General features: G+C 42.9%; 13 protein-coding genes and 1 tRNA gene. 7 read left to right on the forward strand and 7 right to left on the reverse strand.

The window, feature by feature from the left end; genetic code table 11:
* Positions 1–6: 6 nt before the first annotated feature.
* The gene (gene bshB1, locus AAA942_RS02400) at positions 7–723 is read left to right on the forward strand and encodes a bacillithiol biosynthesis deacetylase BshB1 (protein WP_338218632.1); all 717 of its coding nucleotides are present in this window, start codon (positions 7–9) and stop codon (positions 721–723) included.
* A 5-nt stretch (positions 724–728) separates the two neighbouring features.
* Here bshB1 and pdxH read toward each other — a convergent pair whose 3' ends face one another.
* A complete protein-coding gene (gene pdxH, locus AAA942_RS02405) occupies positions 729–1,364 on the reverse strand; it encodes a pyridoxamine 5'-phosphate oxidase (protein WP_338218633.1) in 636 nt (211 codons plus the stop codon).
* 101 nt (positions 1,365–1,465) lie between these two features.
* Between pdxH and AAA942_RS02410 the strand changes: the two genes are divergently transcribed.
* The 4 genes from AAA942_RS02410 (at position 1,466) to AAA942_RS02425 (ending at position 5,083) form a co-directional block, all read left to right on the forward strand.
* The gene (locus AAA942_RS02410; RefSeq protein ID WP_338218634.1) at positions 1,466–2,035 is read left to right on the forward strand and encodes a YqgE/AlgH family protein; all 570 of its coding nucleotides are present in this window, start codon (positions 1,466–1,468) and stop codon (positions 2,033–2,035) included.
* Between the two features lie 48 nt (positions 2,036–2,083).
* Complete coding sequence (locus AAA942_RS02415) at positions 2,084–4,222, forward strand: DUF349 domain-containing protein (protein ID WP_338218635.1); 2,139 nt, start codon at positions 2,084–2,086, stop codon at positions 4,220–4,222.
* Between the two features lie 107 nt (positions 4,223–4,329).
* A tRNA-Thr gene (locus tag AAA942_RS02420) sits at positions 4,330–4,402 on the forward strand.
* Positions 4,403–4,705: 303 nt separating this feature from the next.
* Complete coding sequence (locus AAA942_RS02425) at positions 4,706–5,083, forward strand: hypothetical protein (RefSeq protein WP_338218636.1); 378 nt, start codon at positions 4,706–4,708, stop codon at positions 5,081–5,083.
* 94 nt (positions 5,084–5,177) lie between these two features.
* Here the strand turns inward: AAA942_RS02425 and AAA942_RS02430 are convergent, their stop codons facing one another.
* The 3 genes from AAA942_RS02430 to AAA942_RS02440 form a co-directional block, all read right to left on the reverse strand.
* Complete coding sequence (locus AAA942_RS02430) at positions 5,178–6,296, reverse strand: Gfo/Idh/MocA family protein (protein WP_338218637.1); 1,119 nt, start codon at positions 6,294–6,296, stop codon at positions 5,178–5,180.
* A gap of 124 nt (positions 6,297–6,420) precedes the next feature.
* Positions 6,421–7,281 carry a sugar phosphate isomerase/epimerase family protein gene (locus AAA942_RS02435; RefSeq protein WP_338218638.1) on the reverse strand — a complete coding sequence of 287 codons (861 nt, stop codon included), beginning with the start codon at positions 7,279–7,281 and terminating at the stop codon, positions 6,421–6,423.
* 2 nt (positions 7,282–7,283) lie between these two features.
* Positions 7,284–10,784 (reverse strand): PVC-type heme-binding CxxCH protein, encoded by a 3,501-nt coding sequence (locus tag AAA942_RS02440; protein WP_338218639.1) that lies wholly within the window; start codon positions 10,782–10,784, stop codon positions 7,284–7,286.
* A gap of 129 nt (positions 10,785–10,913) precedes the next feature.
* Here AAA942_RS02440 and AAA942_RS02445 point away from each other — a divergent pair, with 129 nt between their 5' ends.
* Positions 10,914–11,798: an AraC family transcriptional regulator gene (locus tag AAA942_RS02445; protein ID WP_338218640.1), complete on the forward strand. Its 885-nt coding sequence runs from the start codon at positions 10,914–10,916 to the stop codon at positions 11,796–11,798.
* 1 nt (position 11,799) lies between these two features.
* Here AAA942_RS02445 and AAA942_RS02450 read toward each other — a convergent pair whose 3' ends face one another.
* The 3 genes from AAA942_RS02450 to AAA942_RS02460 form a co-directional block, all read right to left on the reverse strand.
* On the reverse strand, positions 11,800–12,480 hold the full coding sequence (locus tag AAA942_RS02450; RefSeq protein ID WP_338218641.1) for a LytR/AlgR family response regulator transcription factor: 681 nt from the start codon (positions 12,478–12,480) through the stop codon (positions 11,800–11,802).
* Positions 12,477–13,904, reverse strand: a complete 1,428-nt coding sequence (locus AAA942_RS02455; RefSeq protein WP_338218642.1) for a sensor histidine kinase — start codon at positions 13,902–13,904, stop codon at positions 12,477–12,479. The genes AAA942_RS02450 and AAA942_RS02455 overlap by 4 nt, the downstream gene beginning before the upstream one ends.
* Before the next feature lie 312 nt (positions 13,905–14,216).
* Positions 14,217–15,683, reverse strand: coding sequence for an SLC13 family permease (locus AAA942_RS02460; protein ID WP_338218643.1), 1,467 nt, complete (start codon positions 15,681–15,683; stop codon positions 14,217–14,219).
* A gap of 387 nt (positions 15,684–16,070) precedes the next feature.
* Between AAA942_RS02460 and AAA942_RS02465 the strand changes: the two genes are divergently transcribed.
* Positions 16,071–19,211, forward strand: coding sequence for a glycoside hydrolase family 2 TIM barrel-domain containing protein (locus AAA942_RS02465; protein ID WP_338218644.1), 3,141 nt, complete (start codon positions 16,071–16,073; stop codon positions 19,209–19,211).
* Positions 19,212–19,221 lie beyond the last annotated feature (10 nt).

A 19,221-nucleotide genomic window follows, 5' to 3' on the forward strand; every position in this document is an offset into this window, starting at 1 on the left:
AAGTAGATGAAACTTGATATTCTAGTCATAGCAGCTCACCCAGATGATGCAGAATTGGGTTGTTCCGGCACCATAGCCGCTCAAGTAGCTAAAGGTTACAAGGTTGGGATAGTAGATCTGACCCAAGGTGAAATGGGAACCAGAGGAACTCCCGAAATCAGACTTCAGGAATCAGCTGAAGCGGCTAAAATCCTTGGGCTTGCTGCTCGTGAGAATATGGGCTTCAAGGATATTTTCTTTAAAGATGATGAAGCTCACCAGTTGGAGTTAATCAAGGTTATTCGTAAGTATCAGCCGGAAATTGTACTTGCCAATGCCATTACCGATAGGCATCCTGATCATGGAAAAGGGGCTTCACTCGCTACTAATACCTGCTTTATGAGTGGTTTGAGAAAAATTGAGACCCAACTCAATGGAAAAAATCAAGATCCATGGAGGCCCAAATTTGTCTACCACTACATCCAGAACAATTACATCAACCCGGACTTTATCGTAGACATCACCGATTACTGGGACACGAAAGTGGCCAGCATTATGGCTTTTAAATCCCAGTTTTTTGATCCTGAAAGTAAAGAACCTGCCAGTTTTATTTCTTCTCCTGATTTCTTGCCCTTTATTGAATCCAGGTCAAGAGAGATGGGGCATAGGATTCATACTAAATACGGGGAAGGGTTTACCATCGAGCGCTTTATAGGGGTGAAGGATCTTTTTGACCTGAAATAAAGAGCTCAAGGAGCCAGCCGAAAGATTTCCCATTTTCCCTCACCATCTAACTCATAACCGATTCGATCATGAAGTCGGCTTGATCGTCCTTGCCAAAATTCAAATTGCTTTGGCTTTAACCTGTAGCCTCCCCAATGAGGCGGTCTGGTTATCTGCTCTTTGGAAAATCGCTCTTCCAGCATTTTATTTCTTTCTGAGAGCACTTCCCGATTTTCAATTTTTTGGCTTTGAGGGGAAGTCCAAGCACCGATTTGAGAGCCAATAGGTCTGGAAAAAAAATACTCATCAGATTCCTTTTCTGATATTTTCTCAAGATCTCCCACTATTCTTACCTGTCTCTCCAATTCTGCCCAAAAGAAAGTTAACGATGCTTTTGGCATTTCTTCGATTTCTTTTCCTTTTGTGCTGGAATAATTGGTGAAGAAAACAAAACCCTCATCCACCCCTTTCAAAAGTACAATCCTTCCGGAAGGATAGCCATCCAAGCCCAAAGTAGAAAGGCACATTGCATTGACTTCCAGAGCTTCTGAGTCTACCGCTTCATCAAACCAAAGAGAAAACTGTCTGAAGGGATCTCTGCTTACATCACTGATATCCAGGGATTTGAGAGTGTAATCTTTTCTGATATCTGAAAGTTTCATGGAATCTGTTGAGTAATAATAATTTTCATGTTAAAAGTACACCTGCCTTTGGATTATTAAAATTATGCTCTATATTTTTCCTTCAATGTGATTCAAATATCATGTCCGAAGATCCTAAAAACGAACCGATAGCTGGTAATCTGCTGATTTCAGAACCCTTTTTGCAGGATGAAAATTTCATTCGGTCCGTGATTTTACTTTGTGATCACAATGAGGAGGGGAGTTTTGGTCTGGTATTGAACAAGCCTTCTATTCTCCATTTGGGAGATTTGGTTGAAGAATTGGCTTTTCTGGATAATGAAGTATTTGTAGGAGGACCCGTTGAGCAGAATACCCTCCATTTCATTTATTTTGGGGAAAAGGCTCTGGAAGGTAGTATTTCCATTGGAAAGGAAATATGGTGGGGAGGTGACTTTGAATCCTTGGTTGAAAATTTAAAACTAGGAAGATTTGAGCCTCAGGATATCATGTTTTTTATCGGTTATTCCGGTTGGGGAGCCGGCCAATTAGGTGAGGAGCTTCAAACAAATACCTGGATTATCTATCGAGATCAAATTTCTCCAGAAACACTTCAAAATACTCCTGAAGAGTTGTGGAAAGGACTTTTAAAAAACATGGGAGGGGAGTTTAAGGTTATTGCAAATTATCCCCTTGACCCAAGATTAAATTAGGCAAAATCCCTACTTTTGCCCATATTGCCTTGAAATTATAGTGAGTGTATGACTGATAGAAGTAACGATTTGTCCGACAAGGACAAGGTGACCAAAGCTTCAGCTGAAGAAGTGACTGGTAAAGAAAAGTTAGAAGAAAATGTCCAAGAATCAGAGAATTCCGATTCCTCCGAGTCTGTAAAAAGTGAATCAACTCAGGTGGATGCAGCAGAATCTGCCTCCGAAGCGGTTGAATCTGCAAATTCTGAGGCTTCAAAGCCAGAAACTGGATTAAATAGTCAGGAGGAGCAAGTAGAAGATTCTAAAATTGAATTGGTTGTAGAAAATAGCTCTGAAGCTGAGATCAGCGAGGAGGCTGAGCCAAAGGAAGAAATCCTTGAAAACAGTGAAACTCATTCGGCTACTGCAGAATCTTCTTCTGATTCAGTTACCTCCGAGACAGAAGACTCCGAAAATGAAGAGGAAGAAGATCATGATGAGCATTTGGATTTGTCATCACTCACTAAAATCCAGCTTTTAAAATTACTCAAAGACAAGCTTCATGGCGGTAATATTCTAAAACTAGATAAGCTAGCCCATGAGATTAAAGATGCTTTTGAAGAAATCGTCAGCAAGGAAAAAGAAGAGGCTTTAGCCAAATTCAAAGAAGAAGGAGGTACAGAAGACGATTTTGAATATCGGCAGCATGAAGAAGAAAGGGAATTTCACAAGGTTTTCAATGATTTCCGATATCAGCTGAACTCCCTAAGAAAGGAAACCGAGCGTCAGAAAGAAAAAAATCTGGAAGCCAAAAATCAAATCTTGGATCGATTGAGAGAATTGGTGGACGGAGAAGAGACTACCCTTTCTATGAATGTGATCAAATCTATTCAGGAAGAGTGGAAGTCAATTGGTCCTGTGCCTGCTGCTCAAAATCGTAGTCTTTGGGCGAGCTACAATGCCCTGATGGATCGATTCTATGATAATAGAAGCATCTACTTTGAGCTAAAAGAACTTGACCGAAAGAAAAACCTTGAAAGTAAACTGGAACTTTGTGAAAAAGCGGAAGCCCTTTCTGAAGTCAAGGAACTAAAGGATGCGATCAAGCAGCTGAATGAACTCCATGAGGAATTCAAGCATATCGGTCCAGTACCTAGAGAGGAGCAAGAGGCGCTATGGCAAAGATTCAAAGCCGCTTCAGATGCGGTCTATGACAAGAGAAAAGTCTATTTTGAAGGACAGAAAGAAGAGTTCAAGGCCAATCAGACAGCCAAAGAACAACTCATTGCTCAATTGACTGATTTTGCCTCATTTAGCGGGGAAAGAATCAAAGAGTGGAATTCCAAGACCAAAGAGATTTTGGATATCCAAAAAGCCTGGGAGAAAATCGGTCCTGTCCCAAGAGAGACTGGCCGGGAAATAAACAAAAACTTCTGGTCTTTATTCAAGCAGTTCTTCCATAATAAAAATGCTTTTTTTAAGCATTTGGATGAGGTCAGAGCTACCAATCAACAAAAGGCAGAAGAACTGATTGCAAAGGCTGAAGAACTGAAGGATAACACGGATTGGCAGTCAACTGCAAATCAATTGATCCAGTTGCAGCAGGAATGGAAGAAATTGGGTCCGACTCCGGAGAAACATAGGGATTCTTTATACAAGCGATTCAAAAATGCATGCGATACTTTCTTCGAAAACAGAAGAAATTCCAATAAGGAAGCCAATTCAGAATTTGATAAGAATCTGAAGGAAAAGCTTGAGCTCATTCAAAAGATCAAAGCGGCAGCTTCTCAAGAGTCCAAATCAGAGGAAGAATTGACCCAATTTGTGGAAGCTTTCAATGAAATAGGTTTTGTCCCAAGAAAAAATATCAAGGAGATTCAAAATCAATTCAAAGAAGCCATTGATTTCTATTTGGATCAATTGGATTCTACAGAGGAGGGAAGAGAGGACTTCCTGTTCCGATTGAATTTGAATAAGATTCAAAGCGATCCTAATGCGATCAAAACGCTCAACAAAAAAGAGCATGGCATCAGAAAGCAAATCGCCGACTTGGAAAACAACATTTCGCTTTGGAAAAACAACCTCGAGTTCTTTGCTTCATCTAAGACAGCAGATAAGCTCAAGGACCAGTTTGACGGAAAAATCCAAAAAGCAGAAGAAGAGATTGAAAAGCTGAAAAAGAAACTTTCCATCTTACGGGAATTCTAAATTTTTCCCGCTCAAAATCTGAGAGATAGATGTTTTTATGAAATTTATCAGGTTTTGGGTTTGCAGTAAAGTAGAGTAAGTCTATATTTGCACCACCTATAAGGAACGCCTCTTTAGCTCAGCTGGTAGAGCAACTGACTTGTAATCAGTAGGTCGCTGGTTCGATCCCGGCAAGGGGCTCAAAAAACCACTCAGAGTTGAGTGGTTTTTTGTTTTTAGCCGAAATGAATCCTTATGGTTTCTCTTTTTTCAGTCTTAAAAATGGCTTTTTCATTTATAGGTCCAATTCAGAACACTTGAACCATTGCCAGCCTTACCTAACTTTCCCATCTTACCGCTTTCTCACTTTTCAACCTTAGAGGAAAATCAAAAGATTTAAATGAACAGGTTTTTAATTTGAAAAACTCCTTTTCTGATTCTCTGATCTTTTGCTAATTCCAAAGAATGGTTAACTTCCAGAGTGAATTTTAACCCTTTATCCAGATGAAAAAATTATTTACTCTGGCCTTTGGACTGCTTATTGCCCTATCGGCCACTCTTTCTCTTTCCAGTTTTACTCAACCAAGTCCCGAATATTTCGAAGGCAAGTGGGCAGTGACTGTTTACGATACCCCACAGGGTACGGCAACCATTCCCATGCGATTTGAAACTGTCGACGGAAAAACCATGGGCTACTTCGTCGAAGATCCTTCCGGTACAGAAAAGGAAATGTCTTCAGTAACTATTGCCGATGATGTATTGACTGCCTACTTCAATATTACAGGTTACGATGTCTACTTGAGCATCAAAAAAGTGGATGACGACAGTGCTTCCGGTTCGCTGATGGATATGTTTGTCACTGAGGCCAAAAGAGTAAAGTAAGCGAATAGCCATTATTTAAACGAAATAGGAGGCAAATCCTAAGTCAAAGAGAAAAAATGCAAGAAGGCCTGGAAAAAATTCCAGGCCTTCTGTTTTAAGCTTTGCTAAGGGTAAAATCAGGCAAGTATTTAATTTTCCCCCCTTCCATTGCAGATTCATGGGCCAAGATACCTACACAGTTGATATTGGCGGATTGTCTGGCATCAGGGTAAGGAGCTCTGCCTTCTGCCAAAGCGGTTAAAAACTCATGAACCAAATGTGGGTGAGACCCTCCATGTCCAGACCCTTGGGTAAAAGATAAGTGCTGGTTTTCATCCGAATCATAAACTCCCTGAGTCGTGAACTTCTGAATTCCTTCCGGCAAAAGATGTGCATAATCGGGAATCTTGACACGGTCAGGAACTTCACCGGTATGAATCACCGAATCCTCATGCTCGATCAGTGTCCACTCGAAGGACTTTTTGGAACCGTACACGTCAAAGCTTTCCCGGTACTGTCTAGCCGTATTGAACAGCGAGCGGGTCACCTCTGCTGCCAAATCGGAATCCTTCAGTTTGATGTGGCAAGTTTCAATCGCAAAAGGGGAACCGTACTTCGGAATCAGGTTTTCGTCGATTCTGCCCGAACCCAAACAGGATACATATTCACCCTGTCCTTTGGGCAAAGCCAAAACGGGCCCAACACAATGAGTAGCATAATGCATAGGAGGGAGTCCTTCCCAATAGCCCGGCCAGCCAGCCATTTCCTGCTGATGAGAAGCGCGGAGAAACTGGATTTTGCCCAATTCTCCTTTTTCATACATCTCCTTCACGAAAAGAAATTCACGGCTGTAAATCACCGTTTCCATCATCATATAAGTCAGCCCTGTTTGTTCGCAGAGCTCTACAATTTGACGGCATTCTTCTACAGTGGTGGCCATGGGAACTGTACAGGCCACGTGTTTGCCTGCTTTCAGGGCTTTGATGGACTGTTCTGCGTGATTTTGAATTGGGGTATTGATATGAACCGCGTCGATGTTGGGATCTTTTAGTAATTCATCATAGTCGGTATATACTTTTTCGATGCCAAAAGCCTTCCCGATTTCTTCCGCTTTTTCTTTATTTCTTTGACAGACCGCATACATATTGGCAAGTGGATGCTTTTGGTAGATCGGAATAAATTCGGCGCCAAAGCCCAAGCCTATGATGGCGATGTTGATTGGTTTTTTGCTCATGTGTATGTAATGTTTTGGGTTTTAAAAGTATGTGAGATGTCAGATTTTGATGTCACCCTGAGCGGAGTCGAAGGGTCCTCGACTCCGCTCGGACTGACATAACCTTAGTTATAAACGGCTTGGTTTATTTAGCTGCCCATTTTTTGAGAAATTCAAGACCCTCTTTGGCAAAGCCATCTTGAGAAGGCACCAAGGGCTTCCAAATGCAGACTGCTCCTGCCAATTCCTTGACATTGGGAGTAAAGCTTTCGATGGAAATGGCACCTCGATAATCGATCTTTTCCAGCCCTCGCTTCCAAGCTGCCCAGTTGGTTTGACCTGTTCCAGGAGTGCCCCGGTAGTTTTCGGATACTTGAACGTGAATCAATTTATCCCCAACGGCTGCAATTGCATCCTCAATACTTGGCTCTTCAATGCTTAAATGAAAACCATCCAAAAGTGCCTTGGCCTGAGATTCGTTGATATCTGAAATCAACTGTTTGAGCTCAGCAGCAGTATTGATTAGGTCTGTTTCGAAGCGATTCAAGGTTTCTAACGCAATGTCCAAACCGAATTCACCAGCACGTTTACAGACTTTTTGGAGATTGGTGACTGCACGGTTCCACTCCACTTTTCTTTGTTCAAGAGAGATCAGACGGGCTTTTCCCACCGCTGAATACATAGGTCCGGCAACAAATCCGGCTCCCAATTCAGATGCGATTTCAAAGCAAGCATCCAAGTATTCAAAACAGGTCTGGTGGAAAGAGGGATCTTCGTGGGTCAAATCCCGGGTAGGTCCGAAAGCCCCGCAGATGATAGGTTTGAGAGCGTTTTCTGCGAGTGCTTTCTTGACCCGGTCTATGTCAATCAATTCGGGGTCCTCAACCGGTATTTCTACTGCATCGTAGCCGAATGATTTGATTTTCTCAAAAAGAGAAACAGTATCAGAGTTAAATGGTGAGGTCCAAAGCCAGGTACTCACGCTGAAGGTTACGTCCAGTGCCATTCTTATTCCACAATCATGATTCCGTTCATAATTCTCCAGTGACCCGGTACGGTACAGACAAACGGATATTCACCAGGTTCGGTAGGAGCTACAAAAACGAGGGATTCCCGTCCTTCCGGATCTACCAATCGAGTAGCGGCTATGACTTGTGGTATTTTGGGAACATAATTTTGCTCCGCACCTTTTGGATCTCGGGCCAGTGCGTCTGCAGCTTCTCCAATGGCATCAAATGAGCCTTTTTGACCAATGACAAAGTTATGCTGCATGAAGTCAGGATTTTCGAAGTCGATGGTTACCTGTGAACCAGCCTTGACTTTGAAAGAAGCCTTATCGTACTTCATCTCATGTGGAATAACGGCAAGTTTGACTAATGTGGTGCCATTGGCTGTACTTGATGTAGCAGAACCTTCCATCATATCGATATTGGCACCCGGCTTTTTCAAAGCTAAGGTAGATTTGTTGCTTATTCTTCCAGAGAACATCCAGCCTCCCACATATTTTCCAACTTGATTTCTGGAATCATTTTGGCCTACACGAACTCTTCTCGGAGAAAGTTCTTCCGTGAACAGGCCTTTGGTTTTGGCCTTGCCGATTTCTTCGCCATTGATTTTCAAACTCATGCTTCCATCTTCCACCAAGGTGGCATCAATGATGAATTGCTCCTCAGGAAGTGGTTTTTTAGTACTGATGATTGTCAATTTTTCATCCTGTGCTACTGCAAAGTGAAGAGCATCCTCGAAGATGTACAAACTGTATCCATTCGTATTGTTGCCAGAAGCCACCAAAATTCCATCCATTGGATTATTGCCTTTGGAAACTATCATTCTAATTTCAATTTCTTTTCCAGCTATATCCGGAGGAAAGAGGATGGAGTTTCTTGAATCCAAAGGATATTGCTCGGCTACCAAGCTTCTACTGATCCGATCTGCCAAAGACATCTCTGAGTCTCCTGAAGCCTGAAGAGCTGCTGTATTATCCCGCTTAGCAAATTCGATAGGATGGGAGAGTACTGCTGCAAATACAGCCTGAGGTAAGAAAGGATCATTTCCGTTTTCGGATTTCTCAGCAGCTTGTAGTAAAACCTTTGCTGCATCTTCCGAAAATGGCATTTCAGAAAGTGCCAGAAAAGCAAACTTACGGGTGTGCATATCCGGATCATCCAAAACTCCTGAACCCAGAATCGCCCGGAGACTTTCTTGGTTTGAAGGAAGGACTCGCAGAGCATTTTTTCGGACAGCTGCTGAAGGATGTCGTAGTGCTTTCTCTACTACCATACTTGCTTCCTTATTGCTTCCATCCAGCTGTCCAAGTCCATGAAGTGCCCAAATGGCATTTACAGCAGGAGCATTTAGACCAATTTTATCAACGGATTGATCAGCAATGATTTTGTAAAGGTCTGGAAGCACATTTGTGTTTTGCTGCTCGACGATCAAGCGCTGAGCTGTCAATCTCCAGAACATGTTCTCACTTTTCAGTGCCTCAATCAGTTCGGAATTGCTTGCATCTTTCAGATCAAAGGTTTTGGAGTCCTCACCGCCTTTATAGCTGATTCGATAGATTCTTCCGTGCTGACTATCCCGTAGTGGATTGATGTAGGCATTTCCGGCTCCGTTTTCAAAGCCTCTAGGAGTAGGGTTGTGCTGAATGATGAAATTGTACCAATCGGCTACCCAAAGGGCTCCATCAGGTCCAACTTCGGCATGGACTGGAGAGAACCACTCGTCTGAACTTGCCAGAATATTGAATCCGTTTTTCTCAGTATATCCAGACCCGTTTGATTCGATGACAGCATTGTGAAGTACTCTTCCGGTGGGTTCAGCAACGAAAGCTATCCGATTCCAGAATTTCTCAGGGAAGCTTCTTGCTGTATAGAAATTATGTCCTGCAGCTGCGGTGTAACCTCCATGCCAGTCCACCTGGCGAAGGAAAGGTGTGAGGTGAGGCATATCGTAATGGCTATCGATGCCGTGTACGGTATTGGCAGAACCTTGGAATACAGGACGCTTGACGTATTTATTTTCCATGGAAAAATACACGCTGTGCTGCCCGTTTGCAGTGGAAATGAAGGTTTCGAAGTCTTCGGTAAAAGCCAAGCCCCAAGTGTTATTGGAGGTATTTCCCAAATATTCCAAGTTTTCTCCATTAGGCTCAAAGCGATAAACACCTTGGCCAAAGGAATGCTCTTTTCCGCTGACAGTACCCCTGAAGCCGGAGTATCCTAAAACACCCCATATTTTATTGTCAAAGCCATATTTCAAGTTGGAAGGACCGGCATGGGTATCGCTTTTTCCCCAACCCGTCATGATGACTTCGCGCACATCGGCTACATCATCTCCATCAGTATCTTTCAGGAAGACAAAATCAGGAGCCATGGAGATCAGAATTCCTCCATTCACTGCCATGATAGAGGTTGGGATGTTCAGGTTTTCTGCGAAAACAGTCACTTTATCCGCTTTTCCATCTCCATCCGTGTCTTCAAGGATTTTGATTTTATCATTTCCTCCTTCTGTTCGGACTTCATTGGGGTAATCGACCGTCTCTATCACATAAAGCCGTCCTCTTTCGTCCCAAGTCATGGACATAGGATTGATAATCATGGGCTCCGAAGCAAATAGAGTCATTTCAAATCCCACCGGAAGCTGAACAGTCTTCATGCTTTCCTCAAGAGAAAGAGGCAACTGATAGCGAGGGGCAGGATCTTTTCGTTCGTAGTTGGGAATTTCAGCATCGCGGAATTCAGGCTGAGGGATTTCGTAGGCGGCCAAAAGTGCGTTAACTTCATCTCCTACAGCCCATAATACGCCATTGGCTACGAGTTCCTGAAATTCGGGTTGTTTCCATGTTTCCTCATTGTGTCCATAGGCAGTGTAGAAAATTCTTCCCTTTCCTTCCTCCAAAGTCCAAGTGTAGGGTTCGCGATGATCTCCATCTACCCGCTCCATTAAGACATGCATATCAGGATTGAGTTGGGAGTGCACATAGGTTTCATCCCAAGTTTCGAATTCTTCGATTCCCTTCATGATCGGATGCGAAGCATCGACAATACTTGCCGTAAAGTTGCCTTCACCGTGAGATTTAAACTGTCCACCAACGGTTTTTACATACCAATCGGAATTGCGGAAACACCAGGAAGCACTATGGATGGGAATTAGCGCTTTTCCGCTTTGGACATATATCTTGAGGGCCTTTTCCTGATCTGCTGTGATTTCATCATGATTGGCATAGATCATCAGCCCATCGTAATTATAGAGTGTTTCCTCGTTGAGATCCTTGGGATCAGAGGTGTAGGTCAAATTGATTCCTTTTTGGAATAAAGGAATCCCCAGGTACTGCATGAGCTTTTCGGAATTGTGATGCTCGCTTTCATGGCCTAGCACCAAAATTTCCACCCTTCTGGGTTCGGTCATGGAGAGGAAACTCTCTTTTTTCCCGCAGGAAAAAACTAACAGAACCACCATTAATAAGGAGGCAAAGGTCAGATTGGATGATTGTAATCGGGTCATACTTTGGGCTTACAGTTTTACACGGTAATAATCCAAAATTTCTATGACGAATTCTCACTGTTTTTTCTTGAATTCTGACTTTATTTTGTCAAATTGAAATCATATAGTTCAAAAAAATGATTTAAAACAGTGAAAAATCCGGTAAAAAAGACAAGGATTCCTGAGGGAAAAGCCTTTGTGATTCAGGAATTGATTGCTCCTTTTTTTGATGTCAACTGGCATTTTCATTCTGAATACCAGCTATTTGTGGTGTTGAAGGGTAGGGGAACCCGCTTCGTCGGAGATGATATGAAGGCTTTTAAAGAAGGAGATATGGTGCTTACCGGACCCAATCTGCCTCATCTTTGGAAAAACGACAAGGACTATCATCAGGCTAATATGGGGCTGGAAACTCATGGGATTGTTATTTATTTCCCTGAAAACTTCCTCAATAATTCAGTTTTCCAGATGGAAGAAATGGAGGGTATTGCACAAATGCTGAAAAAATCCGAGCGGGGAATAGAGGTCTTGGGAGACACCAATCAAAAAATCACCCAAATGATGCAGGAAATGCTTCAAATGAGAGGTGCAGCTTCCTTGATTCAATTTCTGAAAATCCTAAACCTAATGGTTGATTCTCCGGATTGCAGACTTATCGCCAATGCCGGATATATCAATACCAACAAGGAGTCGGAAAAGGACCGGATGGGGAAGGTATATGCTTACGTGATGCAGCATTTTCAGGACAAAGTCAGCCTGGAGGAGGCAGCCAAAATCAGTAATCTTTCTGTTTCTGCCTTTAGTCGGTATTTCAAATCAAGGGTAAATAAGTCCTTTTCTGATTTTTTGACCGAGGTTCGAATTTCCCATGCCTGTAAGCTTCTCCATGAAACAGATTTGAATATCAGCGAAATAGCACTGGAATCCGGATTTTCCACCTTATCTAATTTCAACCGCCTTTTCAGAGAAAGAGTAAAAAAAACACCTTTGGAGTACCGAAAGGAGTTTTTGAATTCATTTGTGACTGTTTCCTGATTCAGTCCTTTTTGATTTTTTCAAAAACCTCATCCATATACGTTGAGCTCACAGGTACATGGAATTTTCCTAGAGTTAATTGATGTCGTTCTGCTTTTTGAATTTGTTTTTGATTGGCCAAAAAAGATCTGTGTGTACGGATAAAATGGGAGGGAAGCAGCTTTTCAGTTTCGGAAAGGGTCATTCTGCTAACTATTTTTTCGCTTTCCAGCTGGAAAATGACATAATTTCCCTGAGCCTCACAGTAAAGCAACTCGGTGAAATCCACTTTGGACAGGCCTTCGTTGGTTTTGACAAAAATATAAGCGGTCTGCTGATTTGGCTTTAACTCCAGCCATTCTTGGGCTTTTTGGCAGGCCTTAAGAAAACGACTCAGCGGAAAAGGCTTAAGCAGATAGTCCAAGGCATCCAATTCAAACCCTTTGACTGCATAGTCAGAATAGGCGGTGGTAAAAATGACCAAGGTTTCCTTCGGAAGCAGGGTAGCCAAGTCAATTCCTGAAATATCCGGCATATTGATATCCAGAAAAACCAAGTCCACAGGATTGTTTTTGGCATATTCCAGACCCGCGACCGCATTGGTAAAGGTCTGCTGCAGCTGTAGAAAAGGAACTTTGGAAGCGTGGGACTTGATCACTTCCAAAGCAAAAGATTCGTCGTCAATGGCAATAGCCTGGATCATGAATGGGCAAATTGAACAGAAAGATGCACAAAGAAATCGGAATCATTGGCGATAAGGCTCAGCTGATGCTGTCCGGGATAGAGCAGCTCCAAACGCTTTTTCACATTGTCCAAACCTATTCCTGATTCTTCCCGGGACTTTTCGCTTTGGGGTTTTTCCGGATGGATGCTGTTGACGAGATCGAGATGGACTGAGCCCGAGATACATCGCAAATTGAGTCGGATCCAGGATTTTTCTTTGGAAGAAATGCCATGCTTAAAGGCATTTTCTACAAAGGGAATGATCAGCATGGGCGCTATTTCCCCTTGACAACTCCCTTCATTGATCTGAATATCCAAGTCCAGATTGGTTTGGGAACCAAAACGGAGCAATTGCAAATCGAGGTAGTTGCGCAGGTAGTCAATTTCCCGAGATAGGGGAATTCTAGGCTGCTGGTTTTCATGAAGCATGAAGCGCATCATGTCACCAAGCTTTTGGATGCCGTCAGAGGTTTTTTCTGCATTTTCCATCAAAGCGCTGGCGTAGAGCGTATTGAGTGCATTGAAAAGAAAATGAGGGTTGATCTGAGACCGGAGAAAATCAAAATTTGCATTTCCTTGGTCCACTTGGAAAGAAAGGTTGTGGATTTGACCGACAAAGGAATCGTATTTTTTGAATACCAGAGAAGTGAGCGGGAAGAAGATCAATTGGATAAAGGCAACCGTCCCCAATCCCCCGATAAAGAATATTTCTTCCTGATTTTCTTCGACAGAAATAATGAGGAAGACCAACAGTAAAACTGCCACCAAGCCCCAATTGAAAAATCGGGATTGTTTGATTTTACCCTTTTTCCTTTTGCCATACACCAAAAAGAAGTTATAGAGGCTGGCAATCATGATCACCGGAATGAAAACGCCAAACAGAATCGCCGGACCTTGGCTGCTGATGGGCTCTACCTGGATAAGGAAAAACAGCGTAAACAGATAGCCCAAGATCAATCTGGAGATATTATACAGCTGATAATCCCGGATTTTTGGAGGTGTCAGGGCTTGCGTGAAGAGATGCGAACCAATCAGGTAGCAGGCATAAAGCACCAAAATTCCCAAAAAGAAGGCAGGAAAGGGAGTTTTGACCAATTCAGCTTGGTAGCCAAACAAAGCGCAGATTGCGAAGGTGATTAGACCAATTCCAAAAATCCAAAGGATGCTGGGCCACTTTTTGGATTGACTTTGAAATTTGGGAATCAGCACCATGTGGATCAGATGAAATGCACCATATAGTGCAGCAAGAATAACCAGCCGGCTAGCAAACTTGAAAATGGCAAAGTCTGAATCGTTGTAAAACTGGGGTCGATACCCAAACAGAATAAACAGAAATGCGATCAGGGTGGCACTGGTGACGATCCACCATTCGATCTGACGGAAATCAAGGGCTTTGGATTTCATAGGTAAGTTTAGGATAAAGTTGGCTTAGTTTTCAAATAAGTTTGAATTCATTGGGTTTAATCAAAAAAAGATCAAAACCAGATTATAAATCAAGGCGACTAATAGTATTAAGAGGAAAGTTTTTCTCGTGTCCATTCGAAAGAAGAGATCAAAGCGATTTATGGGACAAGATTAGAGTCCTGAACAGGAGCAATCAAAAAATTGGGACGAAATGAGGGTTTCCTGGGATGGAAAAAGGTTGGAGATACCCAAGGCGGGAAAAAAGGAGCACGAAATCCTTGAAAAAACACCTAGTCCAAAAAGACCTTGCTATTAAAAAGGATATTCCATTAGGTCAATGCCCCAAAGCCAAGGAAGAATAAAGTAGACCATGGCGGTAATGATCAATATGGATAGGATATTCAGCCAAAAACCAGCTTTGACCATGTCTTTCATCTGCAGATAGCCCGAACCAAAAACCACGGCGTTTGGAGGTGTGGCTACCGGAAGCATGAATGCACAGCTTGCCGCCAAAGTAGCGCCTACCATCAATCCAAAGGGGTGTAAATCGAGCTTGACCGCCACTGAAGCCAAGATTGGCAGAAGCATGGAGGCCGTGGCCACGTTGGAAGTCACTTCAGTCAGAAAATTGACAGAAGCAATGATGACGAGCAGGAGAAGAAAATAGCTTACTCCTTCTAAAAGCGTGAATTTCTGTCCGATCCACTCCGCTAGTCCGGTACTTTGAAAACCCTCAGCTAAAGCCAAACCTCCTCCAAAAAGAATCAAAACTCCCCAAGGAATCCGCTCGGCTGTTTTCCAGTCCAAAATTCGTTTCCCCGGAGTGGAAGAGGGGAGTAGGAGGAGTAAAACGACACCTGTGAGGACAATGATAGTATCGTCTAATCCCGGAATAATCGGAGCCAACAAAAAGCTCCTCGTGATCCAGGCAAAACACACTAACCCAAAGACAATCAGTACCGTTTTCTCTTCGAAACTGATTTTGCCTAAAGATTTTAACTGGTTGGAAATGACAGATTTACCACCGCTCAGTTCAAATGTTTTTGGAAGGTGATTTCCAAAGCTTACCAAGTAATACCAACAAATAAAAAGAAGGGCCAAGGCAAAGGGAAACCCAAATAGCATCCACTCATTAAATGGGATCTCATAATTGTAAAGTTCTTTTACGACTGCATGCAGGATGGCATTGGTGGGAGTTCCGATCAAAGTCGCCATGCCACCGATAGAGGCAGAATATGCGATGCCAAGCATGATGTTTTTTCCCAGTTTATCAGCAATTAGACCATTATTTTCACCCAATTGAGCTTTGAATTGGGAGACCACTGCCAATCCGATTGGGAGCATCATCAAGGATGTCGCGGAATTGGAAATCCACATGGACAGGAATCCTGTAGCTAATATGAATCCTAAAACAGTGGTGCGAAGGTTAGTGCCTAATAAATTTATTATGTTAAGTGCAATTCTTCGGTGAAGATTCCATTTTTCGATCCCTGTAGCCAAAAGAAAGCCTCCCATATACAATAGGACCGTTGGATGCATGTAATTGGCAGAAACATCTCCGATTTTCAGTAAACCCAGAGTCGGCATAAAAATCAACGGTAATAGTGCGGTACCTGCAATCGGCAAAGCTTCTGAAATCCACCAAATCGCCATCCAAGCCGTTAGTGCGAGCATGGCTTTAGCCTCAGGATTTAAACCTGGTGCTTGTACAAAAAACAAGATGGTCAGGAAAGCTATAGGTCCAAGGAATAGACCGATTCTTGAAAACCAATTATTCATGGGGGAGATGAATCTTCACTGATGGTGGATGATTGGGCCAAGATAAGAAATGATTGATTCTTTGGATTCAAAATTTATATTTAACATAATATAAATTATAGAACAAAAAACACTTTAAATTTATCGCTTAATTTTAGGAAATGCAGCTTATCTACTTATTCCACCTCAAATTCTGCCTGTATAGCTTCAAAAGACAGTTTACGGAAGGTAAAGAAATAAAGAAATCGATTGAACGTGCCAAATTTGAGGTTTTGATGAGGTGAAATGAAAGAAATGATGTAGTGAATTTTTTTGGATTACCCCTGATTTTATGATAACTAGAAGTGTCTTTTGATAGCTTAGTCTATTCAAAGTTTTTGCAATTTCTGTTTTTCAAATCCAAGTGCAATGAAACACTTCTATTTAACAGCTTTGGCTTTATTGCTAGCTACCGTTTTTGTTGAAGCTCAAAGCAATCGGGTAAGTGTAGTTCAGAATGACAGTGGAATGAAGCTCCAGGTAAATGGAAAAGATTTCATGGTCAACGGGATGAATTGGGATTATTTTCCGATTGGGACCAATTTCAACTACAGCTTATGGAAACAGCCAGATGATATCATCATGGCTGCGCTCGATTCCGAAATGCCTCTCCTTAAGAATATGGGAGTCAATTCGGTCCGTATTTACACCGGAATACCTGCCAAATGGATCAAGTACATCTATGAAAAGTACGGGATCTACACCATGCTAAATCATTCTTTCGGTAGATATGGTCTCACAATCGATGGAGGGTGGATGGCCAATACGGAATATGCTGATCCTAGGGTACGAAAGCTACTTTTAAATGAAGTGGTTCAAATGGTGAAGGAATATCAGGGTACACCTGGTCTCCTACTCTATCTTTTGGGAAATGAAAACAACTATGGATTGTTCTGGTCAGGTGCTGAGACAGAAGACATCCCGATAGAAGACCGGGAATCCACCACTCGTGCGATTGCGATGTATAAACTGTTCAATGAGGCCACTTTGGCTATGAAAGGCATCGACACTAGTGTTCCTATTGCGATTTGTAACGGTGACTTGTTGTTTTTGGAGATTATCAAAGAAGAGTGTCCGGACATAGACATTTTTGGAACCAACATGTACCGAGGAGTATCATTCGGTGATGCCTTCGAGCGTGTGAGAGACGAACTCAATAAACCCATTTTGTTTACCGAGTTTGGTGCAGATGCTTTCAATGCAGTAGAAAATGCGGAAGATCAGGAATCTCAGGCCTACTTTATGGTAAATAACTGGCGCGAGATTTATGAAAATGCAGCAGGCTTGGGCAAGGCTGGAAATTCATTGGGAGGATATACTTTTCAATTTAGTGATGGATGGTGGAAAACGGGTCAAACTGTAGACTTAGACCTTCATAATTCGGAGGCTTCCTGGGCAAACGGAGGTTATTTCCATGATTTTGTAGAAGGGGAAAACAACATGAATGAAGAGTGGTTTGGCATCGCCGCAAAAGGTCAAACTACCCCAAGAGGTCTTTACACTCTCTATCCGAGAGCTGCCTATTACGCACTTCAGGAAGCTCATCAAGTCAATCCTTACGAGTCTGGGGTTACGCTTGAATCCATTCAAAATCATTTTGCCTCCATTGATATGGTTGAATCTGTGCTGAAGGCAAGAGGAGATAAAGCCGCTTTGATGGGTGAGCAAGCCGGATTGCTTTCTGTAAGTGAATTAAGAGCGCAATTTACCACTTTCAATACAGGAGGGTATTTGACCACGACTCCTGAAGATCCAGATCCGGACCAAGTGACTTTCCCCAATCAGCAGGGCTTTGATCATATGCAATCCTTTTTTGTGGGTGTGGAAGCCAATCCATCTTCCAATGTACGCGCAAATGTGGTTTTTAACGTTTTAGGTAATGTAGCCCTGAATCCCATTGATGAGATTTTTTACGAAAACAGAGGTCGTCCGGTGAACATTCAAACCCAAGCAGGAACCCAGGTGGTAGAAGCACTGGGCAGAGTGGCCGTCTATCAGGCAGAATATACCTGGAAGCACAAGTTGTTTGATCTCAATGGCTTTTACCGTACAGGACATTACCATTGGGGATATGAAGGAGACTTTTTTGGCCTTTATCCGGAAGCTAACTACGGGCCTAATATTGATATATACAATGCCTTGGCTCCTTCCGGGATGGAAATTACCGGTAAAAAGCAATTGAAAGGATTGAAACTTGCTTTCGGTAGAGAGCTTTGGTGGGGAGCTAACCCTGCCCTATTGGTGAAGTATCGCAAAGAGCTAGGCAAAACTGCAGTAACGGGGATTTTCCATGAAGACTTGGACGATCCTGCGGTGGCAGTCAGCTCCATTGCTATTCCTCAACCAAGAACCAGAAGATTTACCTTTCAGACAGAAACCAAGTTTTCAGATCATCTGAAAGTTGAATTGGGAGGAATCTGGGCCGGTCAGCCGTTGGTAGGACGGGAATTCCAGATTGTCAGAGGTGAAGAAGGAAATTTTGAAACGTTTACCGACAGGATCCGAAGTACGGATTTGTGGGGTGGAAAAGTGAAGCTTTCCTATTCCAGTGGAAGGATCAATTGGTACGCACAAGCTTCTTCCCAAGGTTTGGTAGCCAATGGCGGAGGAGATTATACAAGGACTTTCACTGGTTGGACACTGAAGGATAGCGGAAGCGGGAACAAGAACAGCATCTTTACCGGAGCGACTTATACAGCTGGAAATCTTCAAATTGCCCCAAACTTCATGTGGCAAAAGCCTTTGGTTGACCCAATTCCAACAACAATAGGTGGACCAGCTAGACCTAGAAACATATTAGAAGATCCGTTTGTAGTACGATCCAATCGAGAGACTATCGGCGGAGAGTTGCTGTTGACTTTTGATCCTACACCGGGTACTTGGATGTATGAATGGGACAATGACATGCAGGAAGACGCGCCTTTTGCAGCGAGTTTGGGTTTTGTCTACCGTCACTTGCCTACCACCATGGATGCTGCCATTATTTTCCCGGGTACAGGCCGGGTCCCTGTAGCGGCAGATGGTGCTCCGCCTGCATTGGATCTGTGGGAGGTTAATACCCGAATCGTCTCCAAAATTAATTCAAGATTTGGAATTATCGCCAATATCTATGGTGGAAACGGACAGGCAAATGGACCTGATCCCAGAACTGTGGAAAGATTTGGCGGTGATGTAAGAATGATTTACAAAGACCTGAAGGTGGCTTCTTTTGTGAAGTTCAATGATTGGGGACCCTTCGACTTTCACAGGGATTTCAACTTGACCTTCCCACTGCAGGTCATGGCGGATATCTCTACCTCAGTAGGAAAGCAAGAGTGGTATATGCTGCCAAATACCACCATGGGTGTGCGCTTTACCTGGAGATCTCTTGATCAGTATTCGCCCCGATATAATCCTGCTCAGACTGTAGATGTGAGCGGAAATGTGGTGCCAGATCCCAAAGCCATCGGTTTTCCTAACGGAAACGAGTGGGAATTAAGAACCTATATCCATATCCATATCGGTAGATGATAATCATTAA

Source organism: Algoriphagus sp. oki45, from assembly GCF_036245605.1.
Taxonomy (GTDB): domain Bacteria; phylum Bacteroidota; class Bacteroidia; order Cytophagales; family Cyclobacteriaceae; genus Algoriphagus.

Bases quoted from the DNA above. Each gene is read 5' to 3' on its own strand.
- AAA942_RS02465 (WP_338218644.1), top strand. From the start codon at position 16,071: ATGAAACACTTCTATTTAACAGCTTTGGCTTTATTGCTAGCTACCGTT.
- pdxH (WP_338218633.1), bottom strand. From the start codon at position 1,364: ATGAAACTTTCAGATATCAGAAAAGATTACACTCTCAAATCCCTGGAT.
- AAA942_RS02435 (WP_338218638.1), bottom strand. From the start codon at position 7,281: ATGGCACTGGACGTAACCTTCAGCGTGAGTACCTGGCTTTGGACCTCA.
- AAA942_RS02410 (WP_338218634.1), top strand. From the start codon at position 1,466: ATGTCCGAAGATCCTAAAAACGAACCGATAGCTGGTAATCTGCTGATT.
- bshB1 (WP_338218632.1), top strand. From the start codon at position 7: ATGAAACTTGATATTCTAGTCATAGCAGCTCACCCAGATGATGCAGAA.
- AAA942_RS02460 (WP_338218643.1), bottom strand. From the start codon at position 15,683: ATGAATAATTGGTTTTCAAGAATCGGTCTATTCCTTGGACCTATAGCT.
- AAA942_RS02425 (WP_338218636.1), top strand. From the start codon at position 4,706: ATGAAAAAATTATTTACTCTGGCCTTTGGACTGCTTATTGCCCTATCG.
- AAA942_RS02440 (WP_338218639.1), bottom strand. From the start codon at position 10,784: ATGACCCGATTACAATCATCCAATCTGACCTTTGCCTCCTTATTAATG.
- AAA942_RS02430 (WP_338218637.1), bottom strand. From the start codon at position 6,296: ATGAGCAAAAAACCAATCAACATCGCCATCATAGGCTTGGGCTTTGGC.
- AAA942_RS02455 (WP_338218642.1), bottom strand. From the start codon at position 13,904: ATGAAATCCAAAGCCCTTGATTTCCGTCAGATCGAATGGTGGATCGTC.
- AAA942_RS02450 (WP_338218641.1), bottom strand. From the start codon at position 12,480: ATGATCCAGGCTATTGCCATTGACGACGAATCTTTTGCTTTGGAAGTG.
- AAA942_RS02415 (WP_338218635.1), top strand. From the start codon at position 2,084: ATGACTGATAGAAGTAACGATTTGTCCGACAAGGACAAGGTGACCAAA.